Origin of the sequence: Acinetobacter sp. WU_MDCI_Abxe161, assembly GCF_025514355.1 — a bacterium.
In the GTDB taxonomy this organism is placed as follows: domain Bacteria; phylum Pseudomonadota; class Gammaproteobacteria; order Pseudomonadales; family Moraxellaceae; genus Acinetobacter; species Acinetobacter pittii_E.
The window spans coordinates 79,821-103,307 of the sequence record NZ_JAHPTU010000002.1 but is presented as its reverse complement, the minus strand read 5'-3'; the positions used below and the strand labels follow the sequence as shown (position 1 = coordinate 103,307).

The 23,487-nt window shown below is 40.3% G+C and carries 18 protein-coding genes; 8 read left to right on the top strand and 10 right to left on the bottom strand.

Annotated features, from left to right (window positions below; genetic code table 11):
• Window positions 1-6: 6 nt before the first annotated feature.
• The gene (locus tag KTI78_RS02340) at window positions 7-1,437 is read right to left on the bottom strand and encodes a gamma-aminobutyraldehyde dehydrogenase (protein WP_262445073.1); all 1,431 of its coding nucleotides are present in this window, start codon (window positions 1,435-1,437) and stop codon (window positions 7-9) included.
• A 328-nt stretch (window positions 1,438-1,765) separates the two neighbouring features.
• Window positions 1,766-2,188 (bottom strand): Lrp/AsnC family transcriptional regulator, encoded by a 423-nt coding sequence (locus KTI78_RS02335; RefSeq protein WP_002120489.1) that lies wholly within the window; start codon window positions 2,186-2,188, stop codon window positions 1,766-1,768.
• A gap of 135 nt (window positions 2,189-2,323) precedes the next feature.
• On the opposite strand from KTI78_RS02335, the gene KTI78_RS02330 reads away from it, so the two are divergent.
• The 3 genes from KTI78_RS02330 to KTI78_RS02320 all read left to right on the top strand — a co-directional run bounded on the left by KTI78_RS02330 (window position 2,324) and on the right by KTI78_RS02320 (window position 6,514).
• Window positions 2,324-3,559, top strand: coding sequence for an aspartate aminotransferase family protein (locus tag KTI78_RS02330; RefSeq protein WP_262445072.1), 1,236 nt, complete (start codon window positions 2,324-2,326; stop codon window positions 3,557-3,559).
• Window positions 3,556-4,650 (top strand): arginine N-succinyltransferase, encoded by a 1,095-nt coding sequence (astA, locus tag KTI78_RS02325; RefSeq protein ID WP_224992417.1) that lies wholly within the window; start codon window positions 3,556-3,558, stop codon window positions 4,648-4,650. Before KTI78_RS02330 ends, astA begins: the two co-directional genes overlap by 4 nt.
• 400 nt (window positions 4,651-5,050) lie before the next feature.
• The gene (locus tag KTI78_RS02320; RefSeq protein WP_224992418.1) at window positions 5,051-6,514 is read left to right on the top strand and encodes an amino acid permease; all 1,464 of its coding nucleotides are present in this window, start codon (window positions 5,051-5,053) and stop codon (window positions 6,512-6,514) included.
• An 80-nt stretch (window positions 6,515-6,594) separates the two neighbouring features.
• Here KTI78_RS02320 and KTI78_RS02315 read toward each other — a convergent pair whose 3' ends face one another.
• Window positions 6,595-8,055 carry a coniferyl aldehyde dehydrogenase gene (locus KTI78_RS02315; RefSeq protein WP_262445071.1) on the bottom strand — a complete coding sequence of 487 codons (1,461 nt, stop codon included), beginning with the start codon at window positions 8,053-8,055 and terminating at the stop codon, window positions 6,595-6,597.
• Between the two features lie 129 nt (window positions 8,056-8,184).
• Here KTI78_RS02315 and KTI78_RS02310 point away from each other — a divergent pair, with 129 nt between their 5' ends.
• Window positions 8,185-9,255, top strand: coding sequence for an AraC family transcriptional regulator (locus KTI78_RS02310; RefSeq protein ID WP_262445070.1), 1,071 nt, complete (start codon window positions 8,185-8,187; stop codon window positions 9,253-9,255).
• A gap of 14 nt (window positions 9,256-9,269) precedes the next feature.
• Here the strand turns inward: KTI78_RS02310 and KTI78_RS02305 are convergent, their stop codons facing one another.
• The 3 genes from KTI78_RS02305 to KTI78_RS02295 form a co-directional block, all read right to left on the bottom strand.
• Window positions 9,270-10,166 (bottom strand): DMT family transporter, encoded by an 897-nt coding sequence (locus KTI78_RS02305; RefSeq protein ID WP_057106428.1) that lies wholly within the window; start codon window positions 10,164-10,166, stop codon window positions 9,270-9,272.
• A gap of 126 nt (window positions 10,167-10,292) precedes the next feature.
• Window positions 10,293-11,840 (bottom strand): galactarate dehydratase, encoded by a 1,548-nt coding sequence (garD, locus tag KTI78_RS02300; RefSeq protein WP_262445069.1) that lies wholly within the window; start codon window positions 11,838-11,840, stop codon window positions 10,293-10,295.
• A 70-nt stretch (window positions 11,841-11,910) separates the two neighbouring features.
• Entirely contained in the window at window positions 11,911-13,269 is a 1,359-nt protein-coding gene (locus tag KTI78_RS02295; RefSeq protein ID WP_031947758.1) for an MFS transporter, read from the bottom strand.
• Between the two features lie 284 nt (window positions 13,270-13,553).
• Here KTI78_RS02295 and gudD point away from each other — a divergent pair, with 284 nt between their 5' ends.
• The 4 genes from gudD to KTI78_RS02275 all read left to right on the top strand — a co-directional run bounded on the left by gudD (window position 13,554) and on the right by KTI78_RS02275 (window position 18,639).
• Window positions 13,554-14,888, top strand: coding sequence for a glucarate dehydratase (gene gudD / locus KTI78_RS02290; RefSeq protein ID WP_262445068.1), 1,335 nt, complete (start codon window positions 13,554-13,556; stop codon window positions 14,886-14,888).
• Between the two features lie 267 nt (window positions 14,889-15,155).
• Window positions 15,156-16,067 carry a 5-dehydro-4-deoxyglucarate dehydratase gene (gene kdgD, locus KTI78_RS02285; protein WP_009387806.1) on the top strand — a complete coding sequence of 304 codons (912 nt, stop codon included), beginning with the start codon at window positions 15,156-15,158 and terminating at the stop codon, window positions 16,065-16,067.
• 30 nt (window positions 16,068-16,097) lie between these two features.
• Entirely contained in the window at window positions 16,098-17,684 is a 1,587-nt protein-coding gene (locus tag KTI78_RS02280; protein ID WP_262445067.1) for an aldehyde dehydrogenase (NADP(+)), read from the top strand.
• Between the two features lie 241 nt (window positions 17,685-17,925).
• On the top strand, window positions 17,926-18,639 hold the full coding sequence (locus KTI78_RS02275) for a FadR/GntR family transcriptional regulator (protein WP_005042034.1): 714 nt from the start codon (window positions 17,926-17,928) through the stop codon (window positions 18,637-18,639).
• Between the two features lie 65 nt (window positions 18,640-18,704).
• On the opposite strand, the gene KTI78_RS02270 is transcribed toward KTI78_RS02275, so the two are convergent.
• From KTI78_RS02270 to KTI78_RS02255, 4 genes are all read right to left on the bottom strand, one after another.
• A complete protein-coding gene (locus KTI78_RS02270) occupies window positions 18,705-20,450 on the bottom strand; it encodes a tannase/feruloyl esterase family alpha/beta hydrolase (protein WP_262445066.1) in 1,746 nt (581 codons plus the stop codon).
• Between the two features lie 33 nt (window positions 20,451-20,483).
• Window positions 20,484-20,873, bottom strand: a complete 390-nt coding sequence (locus tag KTI78_RS02265) for a PaaI family thioesterase (protein WP_262445065.1) — start codon at window positions 20,871-20,873, stop codon at window positions 20,484-20,486.
• Window positions 20,874-20,951: 78 nt separating this feature from the next.
• Window positions 20,952-22,202: an OprD family porin gene (locus KTI78_RS02260; protein WP_262445064.1), complete on the bottom strand. Its 1,251-nt coding sequence runs from the start codon at window positions 22,200-22,202 to the stop codon at window positions 20,952-20,954.
• 82 nt (window positions 22,203-22,284) lie between these two features.
• A complete protein-coding gene (locus KTI78_RS02255; protein ID WP_262445063.1) occupies window positions 22,285-23,424 on the bottom strand; it encodes an acyl-CoA dehydrogenase family protein in 1,140 nt (379 codons plus the stop codon).
• Window positions 23,425-23,487 lie beyond the last annotated feature (63 nt).

The window sequence follows — 23,487 nt, the reverse complement described above, 5'->3', positions numbered from 1 at the left end:
TTGTTATTATTCGTTTGAACTCATCACATGTTTAATACGGGTATATTCTTCAAAACCGTAGCCAGATAAATCTTTACCATAACCTGATTTTTTGAAACCACCGTGTGGCATTTCTGCGGTTAAAGGAATATGAGTGTTAATCCAAACTGTACCGAAATCCAGTTCACGAGACAGACGAGTTGCACGGGCATGATCTGTGGTCCAAACACTTGAAGCTAGGCCATATTCAACGTCGTTGGCTTTTTCAATCGCATCATTTTCATCTGTAAATTTCTGAACGGTAATCACTGGTCCAAAAATTTCATTTTGAATGGCTTCGTCGTGTTGTTTTAAGCCACTAATAACAGTGGGTTCAAAATAGAAGCCTGGACGGCCTGCTTGTTTACCGCCTGTTTCAACTTTGGCATGAGCAGGTAAGTTGTCAATGAAGGCTTTAACATTTTTTAATTGATTGGCATTGTTAAGCGGACCATAAAGTGCGTCTTGATCATCAGGTTCACCGAAACGGGTATTTTTTGCAGCTTCAACAAGCTTAGCTAAAAATTCATCATGAACAGATTCAGCCACAATCACACGTGTTGCCGCAGTACAGTCTTGTCCTGCGTTGAAATAGCCCGTTAAAGCAATCATTTCAACTGCTTTATCAAGATCAGCATCTTCAAAAACGACCACAGGCGCTTTACCACCAAGCTCAAGATGAGCTTTCGCTAAATTTGCTGCGGCAGAAGCTGCAACTTGTAATCCGGCACGAACCGAACCTGTAATAGAAACAAGAGCAGGGGTTTTATGTGATACAACTTTTGAACCGACCTGAGCCTGACCTAATACCACGTTAAATGCACCTTTAGGGAAAAATGGCGCTGCAATTTCTGCTAATAAAAGCGTACTTTCAGGCGTCGTATCGCTTGGCTTAAGTACCACTGTGTTACCTGCAGCCAAAGCCGGTGCTATTTTCCAGACAGCCATCATGAGTGGATAGTTCCAAGGTGTAACTTGGCCAACCACACCGACAGGTTCACGGCGAATAGAAGAGGTTAAACCTTCTAAATATTCACCTGAAGCTGTGCCATTGAGTAAGCGGGCAGCGCCTGCAAAGAAACGAACCTGATCTGCTGAGGCACCCACTTCTTCAGATGCAATTAAGTGTTTTAACTGACCTGTATTACGACTTTGCGCCTCAATTAAACGCTCTGCATTTGCTTCAATAGCATCTGCCAAATTTAATAATGCTTTTTGACGAGTCGAAGGTGTACTACGTCCCCAAATTTTAAATGCTTCTTTTGCAGCAGCATAAGCTGCATCAACTTCTGCCTCAGTTGCATTCGGTGATTGTGCATAAACTTCACCAGTCACGGGGCTGACCAAATCGAAGTAATCAGATCCTTTGCTAGCAACATATTCGCCGTTAATAAAGTGTTGTAGTTGAGTTTTAGCCATTTTTTGTACCTTGTCCTTAGGTTTTAACATATAACATATAAGACTATATGTATTATGTTTTAAATTTTCTGTCAAATGCTTTGATAAGGGGAGTGGGTGAAAAAAGTTGGAATTTAAATCAGATTAGATTTTAAGTTTTTGATTTGATTATTTAAAAAAAATTAAAAATTTATTGAGGATTTTTAGAAGATGTTGATTGTCGTAATAGTTCAAGAGATTTAAGGAAAGGCAAGAGCAGAATTTTTCTAATTAAAAAGCCACTTGATGAACTAAACCATATGCTTAGCTCATCAATTTCGTTTTTATGATTTGAAATTAAAGTGAATGATTAGGTCTTATGACTCGCAAGCAGAATACTGGTTTCACTGTTATAAATACCTGAAATATTTCTAATTCTTTCTAGAACTTTGTCGAAGTTTTCTAAGGTATCAGAACGTAGCTCGACCAGAATGTCCCATTTGCCATTGGTTTTATGCAGACATTCCACGGCACTTTCGAGGCGTAATTCTTTAATCACAGACTGTGCTTTGGTCCCTTCAACCATAATGCTCATCCATGCACGGATAACGTTGCGTTCTGCATTGGGTTTAAACCGTACCGTATACCCGGTAATGATGCCCGAAGACTCTAAATATTCAATTCTCTTCTTAACCGTTGCGCGTGAAACGTGAACTTTTTCGGCTAACTCGGTAACGGACATTCGTGCGTTATCTTTAAGTAAACCTAAAATAATTTGATCAATGTTGTCCATATTGTAATTGTCAATTATCAAATTGGTAAAAAATAATTCATTTTTTACTAAAATACAAATTTTTTGAATCAATTTGATTTTGAATAATAGGGACATCAGTTAAGCCCAATAATTCAATTTAATGGATTAGATAAGATGAATAATTTTACAGTTTCTAGAAATAATTTTAATGAGTGGATGGTTCCAGTTTTTGCACCGGCAAATTTCATTCCGGTACGTGGTGAAGGTTCACGTATTTGGGATCAAGAAAATAAAGAATATATCGATTTTGCAGGCGGGATTGCAGTAAACGCATTAGGTCATGCGCATCCAGTGGCAGTAAATGCTTTAACAGAACAAGCAACAAAACTTTGGCACGTTGGTAACGGTTATACAAATGAACCTGTTCTACGTCTTGCAAAACAACTCACCGAAAATACATTTGCAGATAAAGTATTCTTCTGTAACTCAGGTGCAGAAGCCAATGAAGCTGCATTAAAATTGGCTCGTAAAGTTGGTTTAGACAGTGGTGTAGATGGCAAAAGCGGCATCGTTGCATTTAACAATGCGTTCCACGGCCGTACCTTATTTACCGTTTCAGCAGGTGGGCAGCCAAAATATTCACAAGACTTTGCACCACTTCCAAATGGTATCAACCATGTTGCCTTTAATGATTTAGAAGCTGCAAAAGCAGTAATTAATGAGCAAACATGTGCTGTTATTGTTGAGCCAATCCAAGGTGAAGGCGGCGTTATTCCTGCTGACATTGAATTTTTAAAAGGTTTGCGTGCACTGTGTGATGAGTTCGGTGCCTTACTGATTTTTGATGAAGTACAAACGGGTGTTGGCCGTACCGGTGCACTTTATGCCTACATGAACTCTGGTGTTATTCCAGATGTGTTAACCACTGCAAAAGCATTGGGCGGCGGTTTTCCAGTCGGTGCAATGTTAACAACCGATAAGTTTGCCCCACATTTTTCAGTAGGTACACATGGCACGACTTATGGTGGTAACCCGCTAGCAAGTGCGGTTGCGGGTGCAGTATTTGAATTTATTAATACGCCTGAAGTACTTGAGGGTGTTAAAGAGCGTCATGACTACTATAAAAACGCTTTAAATAAATTAAATGAAAAATATGAAATTTTTGAAATGATTCGTGGTGAAGGCTTGCTGATTGGCTGTGCTTTAAAAGCCGAATTTGCTGGTAAAGCAAAAGATATTAATAATCTTGCGGGCGAAGAAGGTTTATTGAGTTTGATTGCTGGCCCAAATGTTATCCGTTTTACGCCATCTTTAATTATTCCATTTGCTGATATTGATGAAGGTCTAAAACGCTTTGAACGTGCGCTTGCTCGCTTTGTAGAAATTCAAAAGGATGAACAAGCAGCATGATGATTATTCGCTATATTGAACCTAAAGATGTTAATGACCTTTACCTGTTGGCGCAAAAAGCAGGTTTTGGTTTGACCTCTTTGCAGCCAAATATGGAAAAGCTTGCTGCTCGGATTGAACGGGCATGTAAAACAGTCGCAGGCGAACTCCCAAAGGCAGATCAGGTTTACTTATTTGTTTTAGAAGATACTGAACTCAACAAAGTTGTCGGCGTTTGCGGTATTGAAGTGGCACTTGGGTTAAGAGAGCCTTGGTATAACTTCCATGTTGGGACACAAGTGCATGCGTCAGAACCGTTAAGTGTTTATAACGCTTTACCGACTTTGTATTTGAGTAATGACCATACCAACTGTAGTGAGCTTTGTACTTTATTTTTAGATCCTGACTATCGCTTAAATAAAAATGGCAAATTTTTATCTAAAGTCCGTTTCTTATTTCTCTCAGCATTCCGTCAATATTTTGAAGAAACGATTGTTGCCGAAATGCGCGGATATTCTGACGCCAATGGGCAGTCACCATTTTGGAATGCGGTAGGTCATAAGTTTTTTAATATCGAATTTACCAAGGCCGATTATTTAAGTGGTGTAGGGCAGAAGGCTTTTATTGCTGAGCTGATGCCAAGACATCCACTCTATGTCGATATGTTACCTGACGATGCTAAAGCCGCAATTGGCATTGTGCATCCGAATACTCGACCAGCCTACAACCTGCTGCTTGAAGAGGGACTACGCTATAAAGGCTATGTCGATATTTTTGATGGGGGCGCAACGCTACAAGCGGATATCGAAAATTTACGGGCAATTAAAGAGAGCCAGTCTGTAACGGTTCAAATCGAACAGCCTCAAAATATCGCTGTAGGGGATGAGTCTTACATTGTGGCTAATGATGATTATGAAAATTATCGCGCCATTCTTGTGTATAGCCAGCCTCATCAGAACATATTGCAGTTAACAAAAGAACAGGCAAAACAATTGAATGTCGAAAATGGCTCTTTGGTTCGTGTGCTAAGTGTTCAAGTTAAACAGGTTGCGAGTCCAGAAGTGGTAAAGAAGCTCAAAGAGACTAATCATTTTCGAATGGCTGTTAATTAATCAGTAATACTACACATTTCACCAAATTTAAGAAGGAATAATATATTATCGCTAGCGCAAGATGAGTATATGGATAAATACAATCTTGCTCGCTGAGCTGAGATTAATTAGCCTGTTTTTCTATATATAAAGGGTAAGTAATTAAAATATTTAATTAATTTATATATTTTAAGTATTTATTGAAAATATATTGAGAAGAGCGGGCTAATATAATAATGAAGGAAAGGAATGATGAATAATTTTTATTGTTATAGGTGATAGCTTTTAAAAAGGAATTTATAAGGTCTTAAGTGATTTAATAATATTTTTAGAATGGTTTAATGGATTAAATTAATAATCATATAATTTATTTATTATTAAAGCATTTACGACGGTTGCTATAAATTGGAGTAAATATTACATGAGTAAGAATAAAGGAAAGCAGTTCCTGGAAGGAGATCTCCTTGGTAGTCAACATATGACTGATCAAGAAGAAGAGAAATTGCAGCGCTCATTGACAAATCGTCATATTCAGATGATCGCAATCGGTGGTGCAATTGGTACTGGATTATTTATGGGTTCCGGGAAAACATTAAGTGTTTCGGGTACTTCAATTGTTTTAACCTATTTAATTATTGGTTTCTTCTTTTTCTTCGTGATGCGGGCAATGGGTGAATTGTTGCTTGCGAACACTAATTTTAAAACCTTCGCAGATTTTGCAACAGCTTATCTCGGTCCATGGGCGGGGTTTTTCCTTGGTTGGTCCTACTGGTGTAACTGGATTATTACTGCGATTGCCGATGTCATTGTAATCGGAGGGTACATGCAGTTTTGGTATCCCGATTTACCCGTCTGGATTCCGGCATTTACATCATTGGCCATCTTAACCATACTTAACTTTGTGGCCGTTCGATTGTTCGGTGAACTTGAGTTTTGGTTCTCACTCATCAAAATTACTGCAATTATTCTATTTATTCTGGCTGGTATTTATTTAATTGGTACTGGGTTTACTTCACCAAATGGTGTTAAGGCTTCAATGAGCCATTTGTTTGAAACAGAATCGATGTTTCCTTATGGTGTAACAGGTTTCTTGGCAGGCTTCCAAATTGCCATATTTGCGTTTGTGGGTATTGAGCTTGTTGGTACAACTGCTGCTGAAACCAAAGACCCACATAAATCACTTCCAAAAGCGATTAACTCTATTCCTTTACGCATTTTGCTATTCTATGTAGGTGCATTGGTTTGTATTATTGCGGTCACATCTTGGGCTAAGGTTTCACCAGAAAAAAGTCCGTTTGTAGAAATGTTTACTTTAGTTGGATTACCAATTGCAGCAGGTTTAATCAATTTTGTTGTTGCGACTTCGGCTTTATCTTCTGCAAACAGTGGGATCTTTGCGACTAGCCGGATGTTATACGGTCTAGCGTTAGACAACGATGCACCTAAAAGCTTTAGTAAACTGTCAAAAAGAAAAGTTCCTATTAGAGGTTTAGTATTTTCAATGGCATGTGTGACAGCGGGAACATCTATTTTATTTATTGTGCCTAATGTCATGACCGCATTTACGATTATTTCAGCACTGACTTCAATTTTATGTATTTTTACATTTATGTTGATTGTGCTTTCTTATATTTCTTATCGTAAAAAATTCCCTGAATTACATATTCAATCTCAATATAAAATGCCAGGTGGTTTATTTATGGCATGGCTGACCATGTTATTTTTAGTTTTTACTATTGTAATTTTGGCTTTAGATCATGACACTTTAATTGCGCTTGAATGCTCACCAATTTGGTTTATTGGTTTATTTATTGCCTATAAATATAAAAAGAAAAAAATGATGCAACTTGATATTTTGAAAGCACAAAAGGCTGATTATATTTAAATAAGTTACAGTAACTTTATAAGAAAATTTATTAATTTAGATTAAATAAAAAGCCTCATTATGAGGCTTTTTTATCATCCTTACTTAATATTCGGATCGCCTTTTTTCAAGAAAAAGCGTATTGCTAATTTTTGAAGAAACGTTCCATAAGGAGGGTGGAAAAGCTGAGTTGGGAAGAACCTATGGCGAATAAATACAGTTTTTGCATGTGAAAGTTCACGGAAACCTTCTTCACCATGATATGACCCCATGCCTGAGTTGCCGATACCACCAAAAGGAGCATCATGGTTAACTACATGCCAGCCCCAATCATTAATGGTCACACCACCCGAATGAGTTTCACGTAAAATCCGGTCGCGTTCTACTGAGCTATGCGTAAAGCAATAAAGCGCTAAAGGTCGTTCATCTGATTTCACATAGGTAATCGCATCATCTAAAGAGTCATAAGCAACTACTGGTAAAATAGGGCCAAAGAGTTCTTCTTTCATTATGCGCATATCGGGAGTGCAATTCAGTACAATCTGTACAGGCATTCTGCGACCTTGTTGGTCGAAGCTATACGTGTCGCAAGGAATAACACGAGCACCTTTCTCTTGTGCATCAGTCAAAATATCTTGAATGCGTTTTAAATGGCGGTCATTTACAATTGATGTGTAGTTTTCATTAGATGCGATGTTTTGACCAAACATTTTTATAAAACTTGATTTTGCAGCATCCAAGAACTCATCAATACTTTCTTTGGGAACCAACGCATAGTCAGGCGCTACACAGATTTGACCACTGTTTGTCGCTTTACCATGCGTAATGCGTTTTGCTGCATCGGCAAGCGGGTAGTTGCGGCTTACAATTGCAGGTGATTTACCACCTAACTCAAGCGTAACAGGTGTTAGATTTTCAGCCGCTGCTCGCATGACGACCTTGCCAATCGCAGGAGAACCAGTAAAGACGATATGGTTAAATGGCAACGAAGTAAATCTTGCTGGATCTGTAATTTCTTCACCAAACACGGCCACTTCATCTTCATTAAAGACTTCGGCAAGCATGCGTCGAAGCATTGCATTGGTATTTGGGGTAATTTCAGGTAGCTTAATCATAACTCGGTTGCCTGCAGCTAACGCGGCAATGAGCGGACCAAGTGCTAAATAAACGGGGAAGTTCCAAGGAACAATGACACCAACCACGCCTTTAGGTTGGTATTGCACACTTAAACGGTTCGATAAAAATAAAAGCTCGGTACGGCGTTTACTTGGGCGCATCCAGCGGCGTAAATGATGAATTGCATGATCAGCCTCTAACACTGAGCCAAGCAAATCTAATAGCTTAGATTCATCAAGTGATCTTGAACTAAAATCGGAATTAATCGCGGCAGCCAAAGCATCTTGATAACGAATAATTTGTTTTTTGAGTTGATGCAGTTTTGTGCGGCGTGCTTCAAGAGTTGGGTATGGATCTGCCTCAAAATTGGCACGTTGTTTGGAAAAAATAAGTTCCATATGTTCAGTGGCAGAGCCACTATATTCTTTTAAAGTGGAGTGTTCCATTATTGTTCCTTCCATACTTTTGCTTATCATACTTTATGCTTGAAGCGTCGTATGGTCGATGTTAAATTGAGACAACAAGAGGTAGTTTAGTGCCATTATGCACGTCACTCTAGGGATGGTGTGAATTAAATGCCTAAAAATATTTATAAAGATACAAATGCTACTATCGAAGGAAATTATGATAATACATCCTTAGGCGCCAATACATATTTGCTGGGTTTGACCAGTTTGTTTGATGAAATGGGTTTGCAAGGCCATTCAATATCAGAAGTTCTGTCTGGCACAAATATTTCGCCCGATACGATCAATCAATCCTCTTTATATATTTCTCAAGTCCAAAAAATTCAGCTATTTCACAATATTCAAAAGCTATCTCATGATCCGCTCATTGGTTTACGTGCAGGGCAAAAGCAGCGGCTGTCAGATTTTGGAGTGTATGGCTACGCGTTATATTCTTCGCGTAATTTTAGACAAGCAGTAGAGCTGGGCATTCGACACATTAAGCTTGCAGGGCCTATTTTAAAGAAATCTTTTTATATTCAAGATAATGCTGCGATTTTTGAAGGGCAGGACATTATTGCACTTGGTAAGCTTTTGCCTTTGGTGTGCGAGTTTTGGTTTAGCTCTATGCAAACCTTAATTGAACGGGTGCTTGAAGGCCCATTTCAAGCGAAGAAGCTTTTGTTGCCCTATCCAGCGCCTGACTATGCAGAAGAATATGAAAAAGTCTTTCATTGTCCTGTTCAGTTTAATGCTGGAGTGATGCAATGGCACTTTGATTTAAAGTGGCTCGATGTACCTTGTCCAAATGCCAACCCGATTACCGCTGATATGTGTAAGTCGTTTTGTGAGCGGATGCTAGGTGCTGCTGAACTTGAAGAGCCTGAGTTGGTGAAAACAATCCGTTTAATATTATTGGATGGAACAGGGCTTTTCCCATCGGCCCAAGAAATGGCTGAACGCTTACATATGTCAAAGCGTACCTTACATCGGCGCTTGGCAGGTTTTAGTCTGACTTATCAAGAATTATTAGATGAAACTCGGCGCCGTCTTGCCGATGAATATTTGCGAGAAACAACTTTAACCGTAGATGAAATTGCTGAGAGAATTGGCTTTTCAGATACCTCTAATTTTAGAAAAGCCTATCGTCATTGGACAGGCATTTCACCAAATGAGTATCGAATACAGTGTCTAAATTAGAATCAGGTATATCGCTATTTAAATCGAGAGAGCAACTTTTTTTGCAAAAATGGATTACAGAGCAAAATCGCAAATAAAATAATAAATATGCCAATAATGCTGAATAGATCAGGTAATTCATGCCAAAAAACAAATCCCCATATACCTGCAAAAATAATGGCAATGTAATTCATTGGGCCAATTTGTCCTGCTGGTGCCAAGCTGTAGGCATAAGACATAAACAGTTGGCTTATATTTGCTAAAAGTCCTGCGGCAATGAGTAGAGCTAGTTCATGCCAAGTGAAAATGCGCCAATGCCAGAACATCGGAATAGATGAAATTAAACTACCAAAAATACAGAAATAAAAAACGATACGTTCAGGCGGCTCTGTACTGGTTAAAGCTCTTACGGTGACAAATGCCATTGCGGATAAAAAGCATGCACCCAAGCCAATAAAAGATAATGCGTTAAATAAACCTTGGTCGGGTTTAGCGACAAATAAAACTCCAATGAGCCCAATAACTGCGGCAAAAATCATCGATTTGGTGATTTTTTCTTTTAAAAAAAGCCATGCAATCAGCGGAATAAAAATAGGAGATGAATAACTAAAAACCATGGCATTTGATAGCTTTAAGTTCGCAATGGCATAGAAGAAACCATACATTGCGGCAAGCCCAACTAGGCTTCGCCACGTATGCATCCAGAGTTTATCGGTTTTAATAAAGTCTAGACCCTGTTTAAACAGCATCGGAATAAAAATAAATAAACCCACTGCATTTCTAAAAAACACGACAGTCGCATTGTCTACCGTTTGTGAAGCAAAACGAATGCACACTCCCATAATGGAAAATAATAATGCCGATGTCATAAGACAAAGCAGTGCTTTTCCAAGTTGAGTTGAGGGGAGGTTTGAAGCAGTCTGATTTTGCATAGAGAAATTGAGTTCTTAATTTTCGATGTTATTTTAGCAGCGATGTTAAGTTTTGGTGAAATGTGTCGTAATTAATATGGGAAATGTGAAAAAGATGAGGTGATATGCCTCATCTTTTAAACTTTATTAGGTCACGGGTGCAGGGTTAAATACAGCGAGTGAGTTATGAATACCCCAACGATCCGACCACGTTTGTTTTTCGCCACTAGCCACTTGTAAAATTAGTTCAAAAAGTTCCCAGCCCACTTCTTCAATAGTTTTCTTTCCAATGGCAATATCACCAGCACTGATATCAATCAGGTCATACCAACGGTTTGCAATATTGTTTCGGCTTGCCATTTTAATAACCGGCACTGCTGCCAATCCGTAGGGCGTACCGCGGCCTGTAGTAAATACTTGAACGGTAATTCCAGATGCCATTTGCTGCGTACCACAGATAAAGTCACTTGATGGTGTTGCCGCAAAAATTAATCCTTTTTTTGTCTGTCTTTGGCCCGGTGCGAGAACTTCTACAATCGGTGAACGGCCCGATTTGGCAATTGATCCCATCGCTTTTTCTACAATGTTATTCAGTCCACCTTTTTTATTACCCGGTGTGGTATTGGCACTTCGGTCTACTTGGCCTGCTGCTAAATAGTCGTCATACCATTTCATTTCCCGAATTAGATCTTTGGCAACTTGTTCATTTGCTGCACGTGGAGTAAGTAGGTGAATGCCATCGCGGACTTCCGTAACCTCAGAGAACATGACAGTACCGCCACATTGCACAATCAAGTCAGCTGCGAAACCAACGGCAGGGTTAGAGGTAACTCCCGAAAATGCATCACTCCCACCACATTGCATGCCTACAACTAAATGAGAAGCTGGAACTTCTTCTCGAGTACGTTGATTAAGCTTTTCAAGGTGTTGTTCTGCCACGGTTAAAATATGGTTGACCATACTTTCAAAACCGTTATGACGTTCATCTTGCAACTGAATAATATCTTCGTTTGCTAGGGGAATATATTTGTTTTCTTTAGGAATATTTAAAAGTCGTTCGGGTTGCATTTTTTCGCAGCCCAGACTCACAACCATAATTTCTCCACCAAAATTAGGGTTGAGTGCAAGATTATGAATTGTACGAATAGGAACAATTGCAGCGGGTGCATCGATTGCCACACCACAACCATATAAATGGTTTAATCCGACTACACCATCTACATTTGGATATTTAGGAAGTAAATCACGTTCAATAATTTTAACGACATAATCGACAATACCTTCGACACAGTTCACACTGGTCGTAATACCTAAAATATTCTTTGTGCCAACGCTGCCATCTTTATTTTTATAACCTTTAAATGTATATCCGCTCAAGGCTGGAAGCTTTGGATCAGGACGAGTTGCTAACTCAAGATCATCTAGCTCAGGTGCCTCGGGCATTTGGGTAACGGCTTCATTTACCCAAGAACCTGCGGGTAAATCTTTATTGGCATAGCCAATAATTTCCCCATAACGAACAATTGCTTCACCTTGCTTTAATGACTCTAATAAAACTTTATGTCCCTGTGGCACATGATCAACCAAGATGAGTTGGTATTCCTCAATAGGTGTAGAAGGTGGTAAACCGCCGTCATTCACTACAATGGCTACATTATCAAGAGGACTAATTTTTATGAGGAGAGGCTTCAGCATGATCGTTCCTTGTATACATTTGAAGAGAGGTCATAACGCTTAAATTTGTTAAGCGTTATGACTTAAAGTTTTAAGAGGTAGGTTTTAACTCGAAGCGCTGGATTTTGCCCACAATAGCGGTATAGCAAATTACTGCTGCAATCGCATGCACACCGACATAAGTCAATGCAAGGTTGAAAGAACCAGTACTTGCCAAGATATATCCGATCACAATTGGGGTCACGATTCCTGCCGTATTACCAAACGCATTCATCATTCCGCCTGATAAACCCACCATTTCTTTTGGTGCAACATCAGACATGACTGCCCAACCTAAAGAGCCGATGCCTTTCCCAAAGAAAGATAAAGACATAAAGAATACGATTGCTGCTTGAGAATCGACGTAATTACACATAATGATAGAGGTTGAAACCAAGAAGCCGACTACGATGGGGAGCTTTCTTGAAAAGCTTAAGCTGTAATTCATTCGAATTAACTTATCTGAAATCAAGCCACCTAAAATTCCGCCTACAAAGCCACAGAGTGCCGGTGCAACTGCTGCAAAACCTGCTTCTAAAATGCTGAGATGTCTTTCTTTCACAAGGTAAACAGGGAACCAAGTCAAGAAAAAATAGGTCAGTGTATTTACACAATATTGCCCAATAAAAATACCGAGCATCATACGTGAAGCAAGCAGTTGTTTAACTTTACTCCAAGTAATTTTCTCTTTTTTAGCGTTTTGGCTGTTTTCGCCCATATCGAGTAAAGCACCTTCTGAAGCAATATATTTTACTTCTTCGGGATTTACTGTTGGATGATTGGTCGGGCTATAAATGACCTTGAGCCAGATAAAGGAAAGAATGATTCCAAGACCACCCATGACCCAGAAAATAGACTGCCAGTGGACGGTTGCAACAAGCCAGCCCATTAGGGGAGCAAAAAGTACGGTTGAGAAATAAGAGGATGAGTTAAAAATAGCAGCGGCAGTTCCACGTTCTTTGGTTGGAAACCATGCAGCAGCAATTTTACTATTACCGGGAAAAGCAGGCGACTCAGACAAACCAACTAAAAATCTGAGTACAAAGAGAGAAGTAATAATGGTCGCAGTATCACCTAAAATGTCGGTAAAACCGATTAAAACAGTGAATAACGACCATAAAAACAGACTCCAGAAATATACACGGCGAGCACCAAACTTATCGAGTAGCCAACCACCTGGAATTTGACCAATTACATAGGCCCATGCAAAGGCCGAGAAAATATAACCCATGGTGACTGAGTCGATTCCCAGCTCATGAGACATTGGCGTTGCAGCCATTGAAAGGGTTGCACGATCACCGTAATTAAAAGCCGTGACCAAAAAAATCATCGCAAGAATGTAGTAGCGAGTTTTTGTATGTTTGGCTCTTTGCTGAGTCACTACAGCAATATTTGTTTGCAGATTATCCATATACAAACTCTTTTAATAATCGACCTATTTGCATATCCGTGAAATAGGTGACGTCATGTCAAATTCATCGATAGAATAGATGAGAAAACGGAATTTTGTATCTACTCTATAGTCCTAGTTCTAAAACCGCGTCTTTAGATGTATGACATCATATGATTAAAAATATTATTTTGGCAAGTAGGGTCGAAAAATAATTTTTATCCGGCTTTATATTGACAAGTTGTCTGATGTCTTATAAGTTTTGGTGATGAAAAAATAGTATCAGAATGCCAAGGAGTATTTTAATGGCGACCTCTACACCTATCGTTAAATCAATTCGAGCAATTCCTGTTGCTGGACATGACAGTATGCTGCTCAATTTGAGTGGTGCCCATGGACCTTATTTCACTCGTAACATACTCATTATCGAAGATAATTCTGGAAATATTGGTGTAGGTGAAATTCCGGGTGGAGAAAAAATTTTAGCGACATTAAATGATGCTAAAGCCTTGGTAGAAGGGCAGCCGATTGGTGAATATAAAAATCTACTCAAGAAAATTCAACAAACTTTTGCTGACCGTGACAGTGGTGGTCGAGGCAATCAAACCTTTGATTTACGTACCACAATTCATGTTGTAACGGCTTATGAGTCAGCATTACTTGATTTGCTTGGTAAGCATTTGAATGTGAATGTCGCAAGTTTGCTTGGTGAAGGTCAGCAACGTAGTGAAGTTGAAGTTTTAGGATATTTGTTCTTTATCGGTGACCGAAAACAGACTTCATTAGACTATGCGACAACACCTCAACATCACCATGATTGGTATAAAGTTCGTCATGAAAAAGCGTTAACACCTGAGGCTGTACAGCGTTTAGCAGAAGCATCTTATGACCGTTATGGTTTTAAAGACTTTAAATTAAAAGGTGGCGTGTTACAGAGCGAACAAGAAGCTGAAGCTGTTACAGCAATCGCGCGCCGTTTTCCAGAAGCGCGTGTGACGCTTGATCCAAACGGTGCATGGTTTTTAGATGAAGCAATTGCTTTAGGCAAACATCTTAAAGGCGTGTTGGCCTATGCAGAAGACCCATGCGGTGCAGAACAAGGTTATTCAAGCCGTGAAATTATGGCCGAGTTTAAACGTGCAACAGGCTTACCCACTGCGACCAATATGATTGCTACGGACTGGCGAGAAATGTCGCATAGTATTCAATTGCAAGCCGTTGATATTCCTTTGGCTGATCCACATTTTTGGACATTGGAAGGCTCGGTTCGAGTTTCACAGCTCTGCAATATGTACAATTTAACGTGGGGTTCTCATTCTAATAATCACTTTGATATTTCACTTGCGATGTTTACCCATGTTGCTGCCGCCGCGGTAGGTAAGGTTACGGCAATTGATACACACTGGATTTGGCAAGAAGGTACAGATCAGCTAACGAAAGCGCCGCTTGAAATTAAAGACGGTAAAATTCAGGTGCCAACAGCACCGGGACTTGGGGTTGAGCTGGACTGGGATCGAATTAATCAAGCCCATGAACTGTATAAATTAAAAGGTTTAGGGGCTCGTAATGATGCCGATGCGATGCAATTTTTAATACCAAATTGGTCGTTTAATAATAAAAAGCCGTGTTTGGTTCGTTAATGTTTTACCAATATCTTTGAAAAATTCGCTTTTTGAATTTTCTTAAAGTTTTGCTGCCCATATGGGCAGCTTTTTTTATGTCTATTTATTCACTTTCGCAGTAAGAGATTTTTTAAATATTCTATAAAACAATGAGTTGTTTTGTCATATTTTAGCAAAAATTAATCTTTTTTAAAATTTTAAACTTTCATAGGAAAAAGATATTGATCAGAAGAAAACTTATGATGTAAGATGTCTGACAACATAAACATGTATGGATATTTTCTAATGGATGCTCTTGAGTTAAAAAACATTGTTTCTGATGGCCTTCTTTCTTTTCCGGTTACTGACTTTGACCAAAATGGGGACTTTAATAAATCTTCTTATGCAAAACGTCTTGAATGGTTAGCGCCTTATGGTGCAAGCGCATTATTTGCTGCGGGTGGTACAGGCGAGTTTTTCTCGTTAACTGGAAGTGAATACTCTGACGTGATTAAAACTGCAGTCGACACTTGTAAAGGTAGTGTACCGATTATTGCTGGGGCAGGTGGTCCGACACGTCAGGCGATTGAACAGGCAAAAGAAGCAGAGCGTTTAGGTGCACACGGTATTTTGTTAATGCCGCATTACTTAACTGAAGCAAGCCAAGAAGGTCTGATCGAACACGTTAAGCAAGTATGTAACTCAGTAGATTTTGGCGTAATTTTTTATAACCGTAGCGTTTCAAGATTAAATCTCGATTCAATCCAAAAGTTAGCCGAGATGTGCCCGAACTTAATCGGCTTTAAAGACAGCTCTGGTCAAATCGATATGATGACGGCAGTGACTCAGACTATGGGTGACCGTTTGTCGTATTTAGGTGGTTTACCAACAGCAGAAGTTTTTGCAGCGCCATATAAAGCCTTAGGTTGCCCAGTTTATTCATCAGCTGTATTTAACTTTATTCCAAAGACTGCAATGGAGTTTTATAACGCGCTTCGCAGTGATGACTTTGAAACAACCAATCGTTTGATTAAAGATTTCTTCTTGCCACTAATTAAAATTCGCGACCGTAAATCAGGTTATGCGGTAAGCATGATTAAAGCAGGTGCCAAAATTGTTGGGCACGACGCAGGTCCAGTACGTCCACCATTAAGTGATTTAACTCAAGCAGACTATGAAGATTTGGCTGCGCTCATTGCGACACTTGGTCCGCAATAATTTTAACTGTTTAGGTATTGGAGCTTTAAAATGAGTAAAAATAACGGTCGGCAGTTTATTAATGGGCAACGCGTTGCTGCAAATGCGCCAGCGCTAGAAAGTGTAGCAGCAAAAGACTATCAGCCAACAGGCTATGTATTTAGTCAGGCAACACTTGAAGAAGTGGATCAAGCTGCTCAAGCTGCGCATAACGCTTTTTTAGTTTATAGCCAAACTTCTCAAGAGCAACGGGCCTCTTTTCTTGAAGAAATTGCTCGCCAAATTGAAGCATTAGGTGCGAACTTGCAAGAAGTCGCTTCACTTGAAACAGGCTTGCCACTTGCTCGTCTTCAAGGAGAGACAGGCCGTGTTACTGGTCAGCTTCGATTGTTTGCTGAACTTTTACGTCGTGGCGATTTTTACGGTGCTCGTATTGATGTGGCATTGCCAGAACGTAAGCCTTTGCCACGTGTTGATTTGCGTCAATATAAAGTTGGAGTAGGACCGGTTGCAGTATTTGGCGCGAGTAATTTCCCACTTGCATTTTCAACTGCGGGCGGTGATACGGTAGCTGCTTTAGCAGCAGGGTGTCCGGTTGTTTTTAAAGCACACTCTGGTCATATGGCAACTGCCGAACTTGTTGCAGAAGCCATTGAAAAAGCAATTGAAGTTTGTGGCATGCCTAAAGGCACATTCAATATGATTTTTGGCGGCCGTATTGGCGCAAACTTGGTAGAACATCCACTGATTCAAGCAGCCGGATTTACAGGTTCTCTTGAGGGGGGGATGGCGCTTTATAACCTTGCGCAGAGTCGTCCTCAGCCAATTCCATTCTTTGCTGAAATGTCGAGTGTGAACCCTGTAGTAGTTTTATCTCAAGCGCTGAGTTCTCGTGGTGAACAAATCGCTCGGGACACGGTTGCCTCGTTTAATATGGGATGTGGTCAGTTCTGTACAAAACCCGGGTTAATTTTAGGCGTACAAGGACCTGAATTTGACAGTTTCGTAGCAGCTTTAGCTGAAAGCACACAAAAAGCTGTGCCTCAGGTCATGCTGAATGAAGGAACTTTAAAAAGCTACCGTCAAGGTATTGATGCTCTAAACAGTGAAGCTGGTTTTGAAGTTATTGCGACAGGACAAGAGGCCGAGCTAGTTTCTCAAGCAAAAGCACATCTATTTAAAGCGGACCAATCTGTTTTACTGTCAGGCAACCCAAAACTACAACATGAAGTTTTCGGGCCAATGTCAATTGTGATTGGCGTAGAGGATGAAGCGACTTTAGTAAAAGGGATTGAGGCTTTAGGTGGACAGCTTACGGCAACCATTATTGGTGATGAAAATGAGTTGTCTGAAGCAGGCGAACTTCTTCATTTGCTAACTGGTAAAGCTGGCCGAGTATTGTTTAATGGCTTCCCGACAGGAGTTGAAGTGTCTGATGCGATGGTACATGGTGGTCCTTTCCCTGCAACGAGTGATGCACGCGGAACTTCGGTAGGTACGGGAGCAATTGAGCGTTTCTTGCGTCCGGTATGCTTCCAAAATACACCACAAGTTTTATTACCCGATGCATTAAAAGATAGTAATCCACTACAGATTACTCGTCTGGTCAATGGACAGTTAAGTCAGGCTCAAATTTAAAAGTTGTGCAGCTCAATTAAAGCTATTGGGCTGCATATTTTTTAACTTATTCAACGCATTATTAAATATTAACAGAAGCATAAGTTGCTTACTTTTTAAATATGTGTGAGGGTTTGATAAGGGAGATAAAATATTTTGATTTTAATAACTTAGAGGCATAAAAACCGAATATGACTATCGTCTAAGTTTATAGTAAAATGAATTTTCTAATTTTTTCAACATTTCATGAGTTCTTCAGATTATGTCTAGCGCAATTAAACCTAGATCAACAAAAAAACTAAGCCAGATTATTGTAGAACAACTGATCGAAAAAATTCAGTCTGGAGACTTCCAAGTCGGAGAGAAAATTCCGACCGAACTTGAATTAATTGAAACTTTTGAAGTAAGCCGTTCTGTTATTCGTGAAGCAATCACTGAATTGCGTTCTTTAGGGTTTGTCGAGACTCGTCACGGGATTGGTACTTTTGTAAAAGAGCAGACGGTTGAACAGAATTTTTTGCTGTCTAATGCCAGTTTAGAAACCATTAACGATATTGTTTCTTTACTTGAGCTTCGGATTAGCCTTGAGTCTGAAGCTGTTTTTTTAGCCTCTGAGCGCCGTAAGCAAATCCACATCGATAAAATGAAAGCTGCACTTGAAGATTTTGAACGTCATATTTCATCAGATGCAAATGATGGCACAGTAAAAGCTGATTATGATTTTCATATTGCGATTGCTGAAGCTTCTGAAAATCAATATTTCGTTGATTTTTTAAAGTATCTAGGTGAAAAAATTATTCCGCGTGCACGCTTAAAATCGATTGAGCAAAGTCCCGAAAACCGTGAAGAATATTTAAAAGCGGTTCACCATGATCATGTCAATATTTATAACGCAATTGTCGATCAGGATGGTTTGTTGGCTCGACAAATGATGCGAGCTCATCTATCTAAAAGTATTAAAAAGTTTAAGCAGTAAAGCTTGAGCTAAAACTAAGATAAAAAAGAGAGCTTATTTAAGCTCTCTTTTAATTTTATAGAGTGTTATTTACAGCTAAAGTTTTCAGCTTTCTCGCTATCACCTTGACCATTGTAACGGGCAATCAGTGGGTAAGGGCAAAGTGGACGGGTACGGTCAGGTGCCCAATCTTGAGGAAGCTCGGTATTCACTTGACCACTTGGATTACCTGCGCCGCGTGCAGTCGCTATGATTTTGTCAGGTGCTTGGCCATATTCCACCCAGTTGACTAAAGCAGTCAATGCGTCAAATTGGTCGGTCGCAATGCCATCACGGGTATGGTTCATGCCCGGAACTCTAAAGAAACGTGCAAATTCAGGCGCTGTACCTTTTGCATCATTTTTATAGTGTTGTAGCAGCTGATCATACCAATTTTGGGTGTCATCTACAGAGAAAACACCGTCTGCTGTGCCTTGTACCACAATCATTTTTCCGCCGTGATTACGGAGTTTATCCAGATTCAATTCATCGGGTGGCATCATGAATGACATGGAACTTTCAGTGTATATATCATTGGTTGCCGAGAGTTTTGGATAGTCAGTATCGAAGTTAAAATTAAAGGCAAATTGTCTAGAGTTTTGAGTCACAGTTGGGTCGGGCGGAACCTGAAAAAGAATACCAACAGCGACAGGGTCACGCGCTGTTCCTACCGAAGATTCGAATTTCCAGCTTGCCCAGTTACTGCCGACTAAACCGGGGTCGAAAGGCTGGGTTGCATAGAGCGTTTGTCCAGCTGAATTTACAGGGCCGCGGTAAATGTTGGCTAATACATCAATTTGTTCGATACTTAAACAAGAGCCATCCCTTGTGCTTGGACAAACAGGCACATCTTTGTGAATATCAAAAGCCGTACGGCAAGCTTCGACATCTTGAACCAGTCCATCTGCAACACCATCTAAGGCATCGCATCGATCTAAAATCGCTTTTGCTAATACTTTACGCTCTGGAAGAGTAAGAGCGGTACTTAGGTCATTTTCATCTGTTGCAACACGACGAAGCTGCTGCGCTGTGTAGAGTTGAGCCGCGGCTGCACGAGGTAAATGAAAACCCGGTGTACTTGCTAAAATTCCATCATATTGGTCGCCCAAACGAGTTGCTGCAATCATGGCATGACGGCCGCCGTTCGATGTACCGCCTGCATAGGAGCGGTCTGGCAATTTACCATATGCGGCTTTAATTAGGTTTTTTGCCATAGGCGTGAGTTTGGTAATTGCTCCGTAGCCGTAGTTAATTCTGGCTTGAGGGTCTAAACCGAACATTGGATTTTGTGAAGCATTATGTCCGGCATCGGAAGAAATGATAGCAAAACCATCATGCAGGGCATTGGTGAGGGGACCACCGCTGCCAACCTGACCCGTTGCAGGGACTAAATTACCATCGGTTCCGCCATTGCCTTGATAGAGAAAACGGCCATTCCAGTCTATTGGTAAGCGCATTTCAAAACCAATTTGGTAAGTTTGTCCATCGACTGGGCTTACACGTTGGTCCATATAACCTCTGACTAAACAATGAGCGCCAATCGGTTTGTTGGCGACAGTCAAAGTACCTGCTTCTTGAAGAGTAGCTGAGCTAATGACTGTATTGTTGTATTGAAATCCAAGTAAGTCTGAACAGCTTCCTGTCATTTTTACGCCAACAGCAGGAGTAAGCTTAGGAAGTGTTGGTGATGATGTTGTACTGTCATTGTCATTACCACAGCCCGCCAGTACTGCTGTAATGGCAAGTAATAAGGTTGATTGGGCCCAAAAATGTTTTTTGTTGGTGTAATTCATTTATTCATATCCTTATTGAATGAATGTTTGCAATTAATCTAAAACCAAAAAATTAGCTGTGCTTCGTGCAATCATTTTGTTGTTTTGCCAAGCTTCACTTTCGAGATTCAGTACAGTTTTGCCTTGTTTAATGAATCGGCATTTTGTAATGACTTCGCCCACAGCACAGGGCCTTAAAAAATCCATTGTTAAGTTGATGGTGGTAGCGGGTTTACGGTCATTGGCAAGAAATGCAAAAAGCCCCATTACGTCGTCAAGCATGGCGCAGATCATGCCGCCTTCAATGGTGCCGCGTGGATTGGTGAAGCTTTCTAGCGCTGTGTAGTGGATGGTGAGCTCAGTATTTTTTTCATTCCAATAAATATTGTGTCCACCCAAATGGTGATGGATGGGTGGTAAATGTTCTAAAATTTTTGGGTCCATAGTGAAGGGTCCATGCTGAATTATTTAATTCCCGAAATAAAAAGAGGTTCTATGTGCGACAGAACCTCTTGTTTTGAATTATTTAAATTTCCATGTGTAGTCAATGTTGATACGGGTTTCGTTTACAGGTTTGATGTTGGCTGTAGAGAGCATGTTGTTGTCATATATGGCATAACGCGCGCGTAACCCTAGATTTTTTAACCAGCCACTTTGAACGGTGTAGCCTAAATCAAAGTCTGTTTCGCGTTCTTTTAAATTGGTTCCGCCTAAGTTGGGTGCATAAATGTTGTGACCTGTGGTGTAACGAGTCATAAAACGTAAACCCGGCACATAATCTTTAAAGTCATATTCATAACGGAAGCTATAGGCTTTTTCTTTTGGGTTTAAAAACTCGCCCGGCCATGTATCAATAAGAAGTCCAGTTTCACCGCCAGTCAAATATGGAAAGGCGGTGTCGCCATGATGTTGGAAGGTTCCAAAAATAAATTTATGGTTTTGATGTTTGAGTTCGAAATGCGCATGGTAAAGGTCATTATCGACTAAGCCTGCTTTTGCTTGTCCATCATCTCGGCTGCGGTAGTAACGTAATTGAGAGCTAAAATTAGTAGTGTCATTAATTTTGTATTGGTGTAATGCACCGACCATGGTTTGGTTATAAAGATCATCAACATCCATATAAAAAGCGGTGAGTTTGAGTGCAGGATTAAACTGATAGTTTCCACCTAAATAATAAAGTTCATCAGTTTCGGCACTTTTAAATCGTCCATTTACGCCTGAAATTTTAATTTTTTCATAGTTGGTCGAATCCCGATGATTCACTTTATCGAGATAGGCTGCCTGTAAATCAAAGTCTTTAATATCTTTACTGGTTAGTGAAATTCCTCGATAAGTTTGAGGAAGCAAACGAGCAGGTGACGCCACTAAAACAGGGTTCATTGGCATGAGCGTACCAATACGTAACTCAGTCTGGCTCATTTTGGCTTTTGCTGTGACCCCAATTTCGCCATAAGAGTCAGTAGGTTCATTGGTACGCGTGTCTCTAGGTAAGTTTCCTGTACCGCCATGCTCTGCATCAGCATCGAGTTTAAAGCCTGCCGTTGCAAGCACATCCAGCCCGAAACCGACAGTCCCTTCGGTATAACCTGAATTGGCTTTAAGAATAAACCCTTGTGTCCAGTCCTTGGCAGCAGGGTAAGCAGATTGCTCTTGGTAGTCGCGGTCAAAATAGAAATTACGTGTGGTGAGTTCTACTGAACTATTATCAATAAAACTGCCAGCCCACACTGAACTTGAGAGCATAAGGGTAGAGTACATCCATAATTTCGACATAGCATTTCTTCCTGAAAATATCATTTTTTGTTTTCAACAAGGCATAGTTGTTGTGTCTGCCTTATTTGGTTTTTAAATCGAATTATTTTCCGAGCAGTTTTCGGGCGACGATTTCTTTCATAATTTCATTGGTTCCCCCATAAATTTTTTGTACCCGCGCATCCACAAAAAAGCGTGAAATCGGATATTCCTGCATGTAACCGTAGCCACCAAAAAGCTGAAGTAATTGATCAATCACTTCACATTGGACATCGGTAATAAAGCATTTCAGTGCGGCAACTTGAGTGACGCTTAACTGGTGTTGTTGATACAGCGCTGCACATTGGTCTACAAAAGCTTGAGCGGCTTTTGCTTTAATTTGCGCGTTTGCGAGAACAAAGCGCGTGTTTTGCATTTGGCTTAAAGGCTGTCCGAAAGCTTTACGCTCCAGCACGTAGTCTTTGGTGAGTTCTATGGCACCTAAAATTGACCCCAAAGCCATCATGGAAATGCTTAAACGTTCGCGAGGTAATTCTTGCATTAAATAGGCAAAGCCTTGTCCTTCTTCACCCAAACGCTGAGTTGCAGGCACACAGACATCATCAAAAAATAGTTCGGCTGTATCTTGGGCATGTAACCCGATTTTTTGTAAAGAGCGACCTTTTTTAACGCCGTCTAATGCAGCATCGACTAGTAAAATCGAAATGCCTTTTGCTTTGGCTTGCGGATCGGTTTTTGCTACCAGAACGATCAGGTCAGCATGCAAACCATTTGAGATAAAGGTTTTTGAACCATTAATACGGTAATGATCATTTTCTAAAATGGCTTGAGTGCGTATGGCCTGTAAGTCTGAACCGGCATTGGCCTCTGTCATGGCAATTGCAGTGACGACTTCACCTGTCACCATTTTGGGTAACCAATAGCGTTTTTGCTCTTCAGTTCCAATATTTTGCAGGTAAGGAGAGACCAACTCATTTTGTCCACCAATGGCAACAGCCAAAGATGCAAAGCCCGCTTGAGCAGTTTCTTGAACCAGCATGAGTGAGTAATGAACAGGAGCGCCGTAACCGCCATATTCCTCGGGCACATCAACACACAAAAAGCCATTTTCCCCAAGACGAAGCCATAGATCACGTGGGATAAGGCCATCGTGTTCCCACTGTTCATAATACGGAGCAACCTGTTCTTTTAAGAATCTGCGATAGCTGTCCCGAAATAGTTCAAATTCTGTATCGTGTGGCATGTTGAACCTTTTTTAGGCAAAAGTGAGGCTAAGGCCCAAACCGAAGTTTGAGCTTCCTTTTTT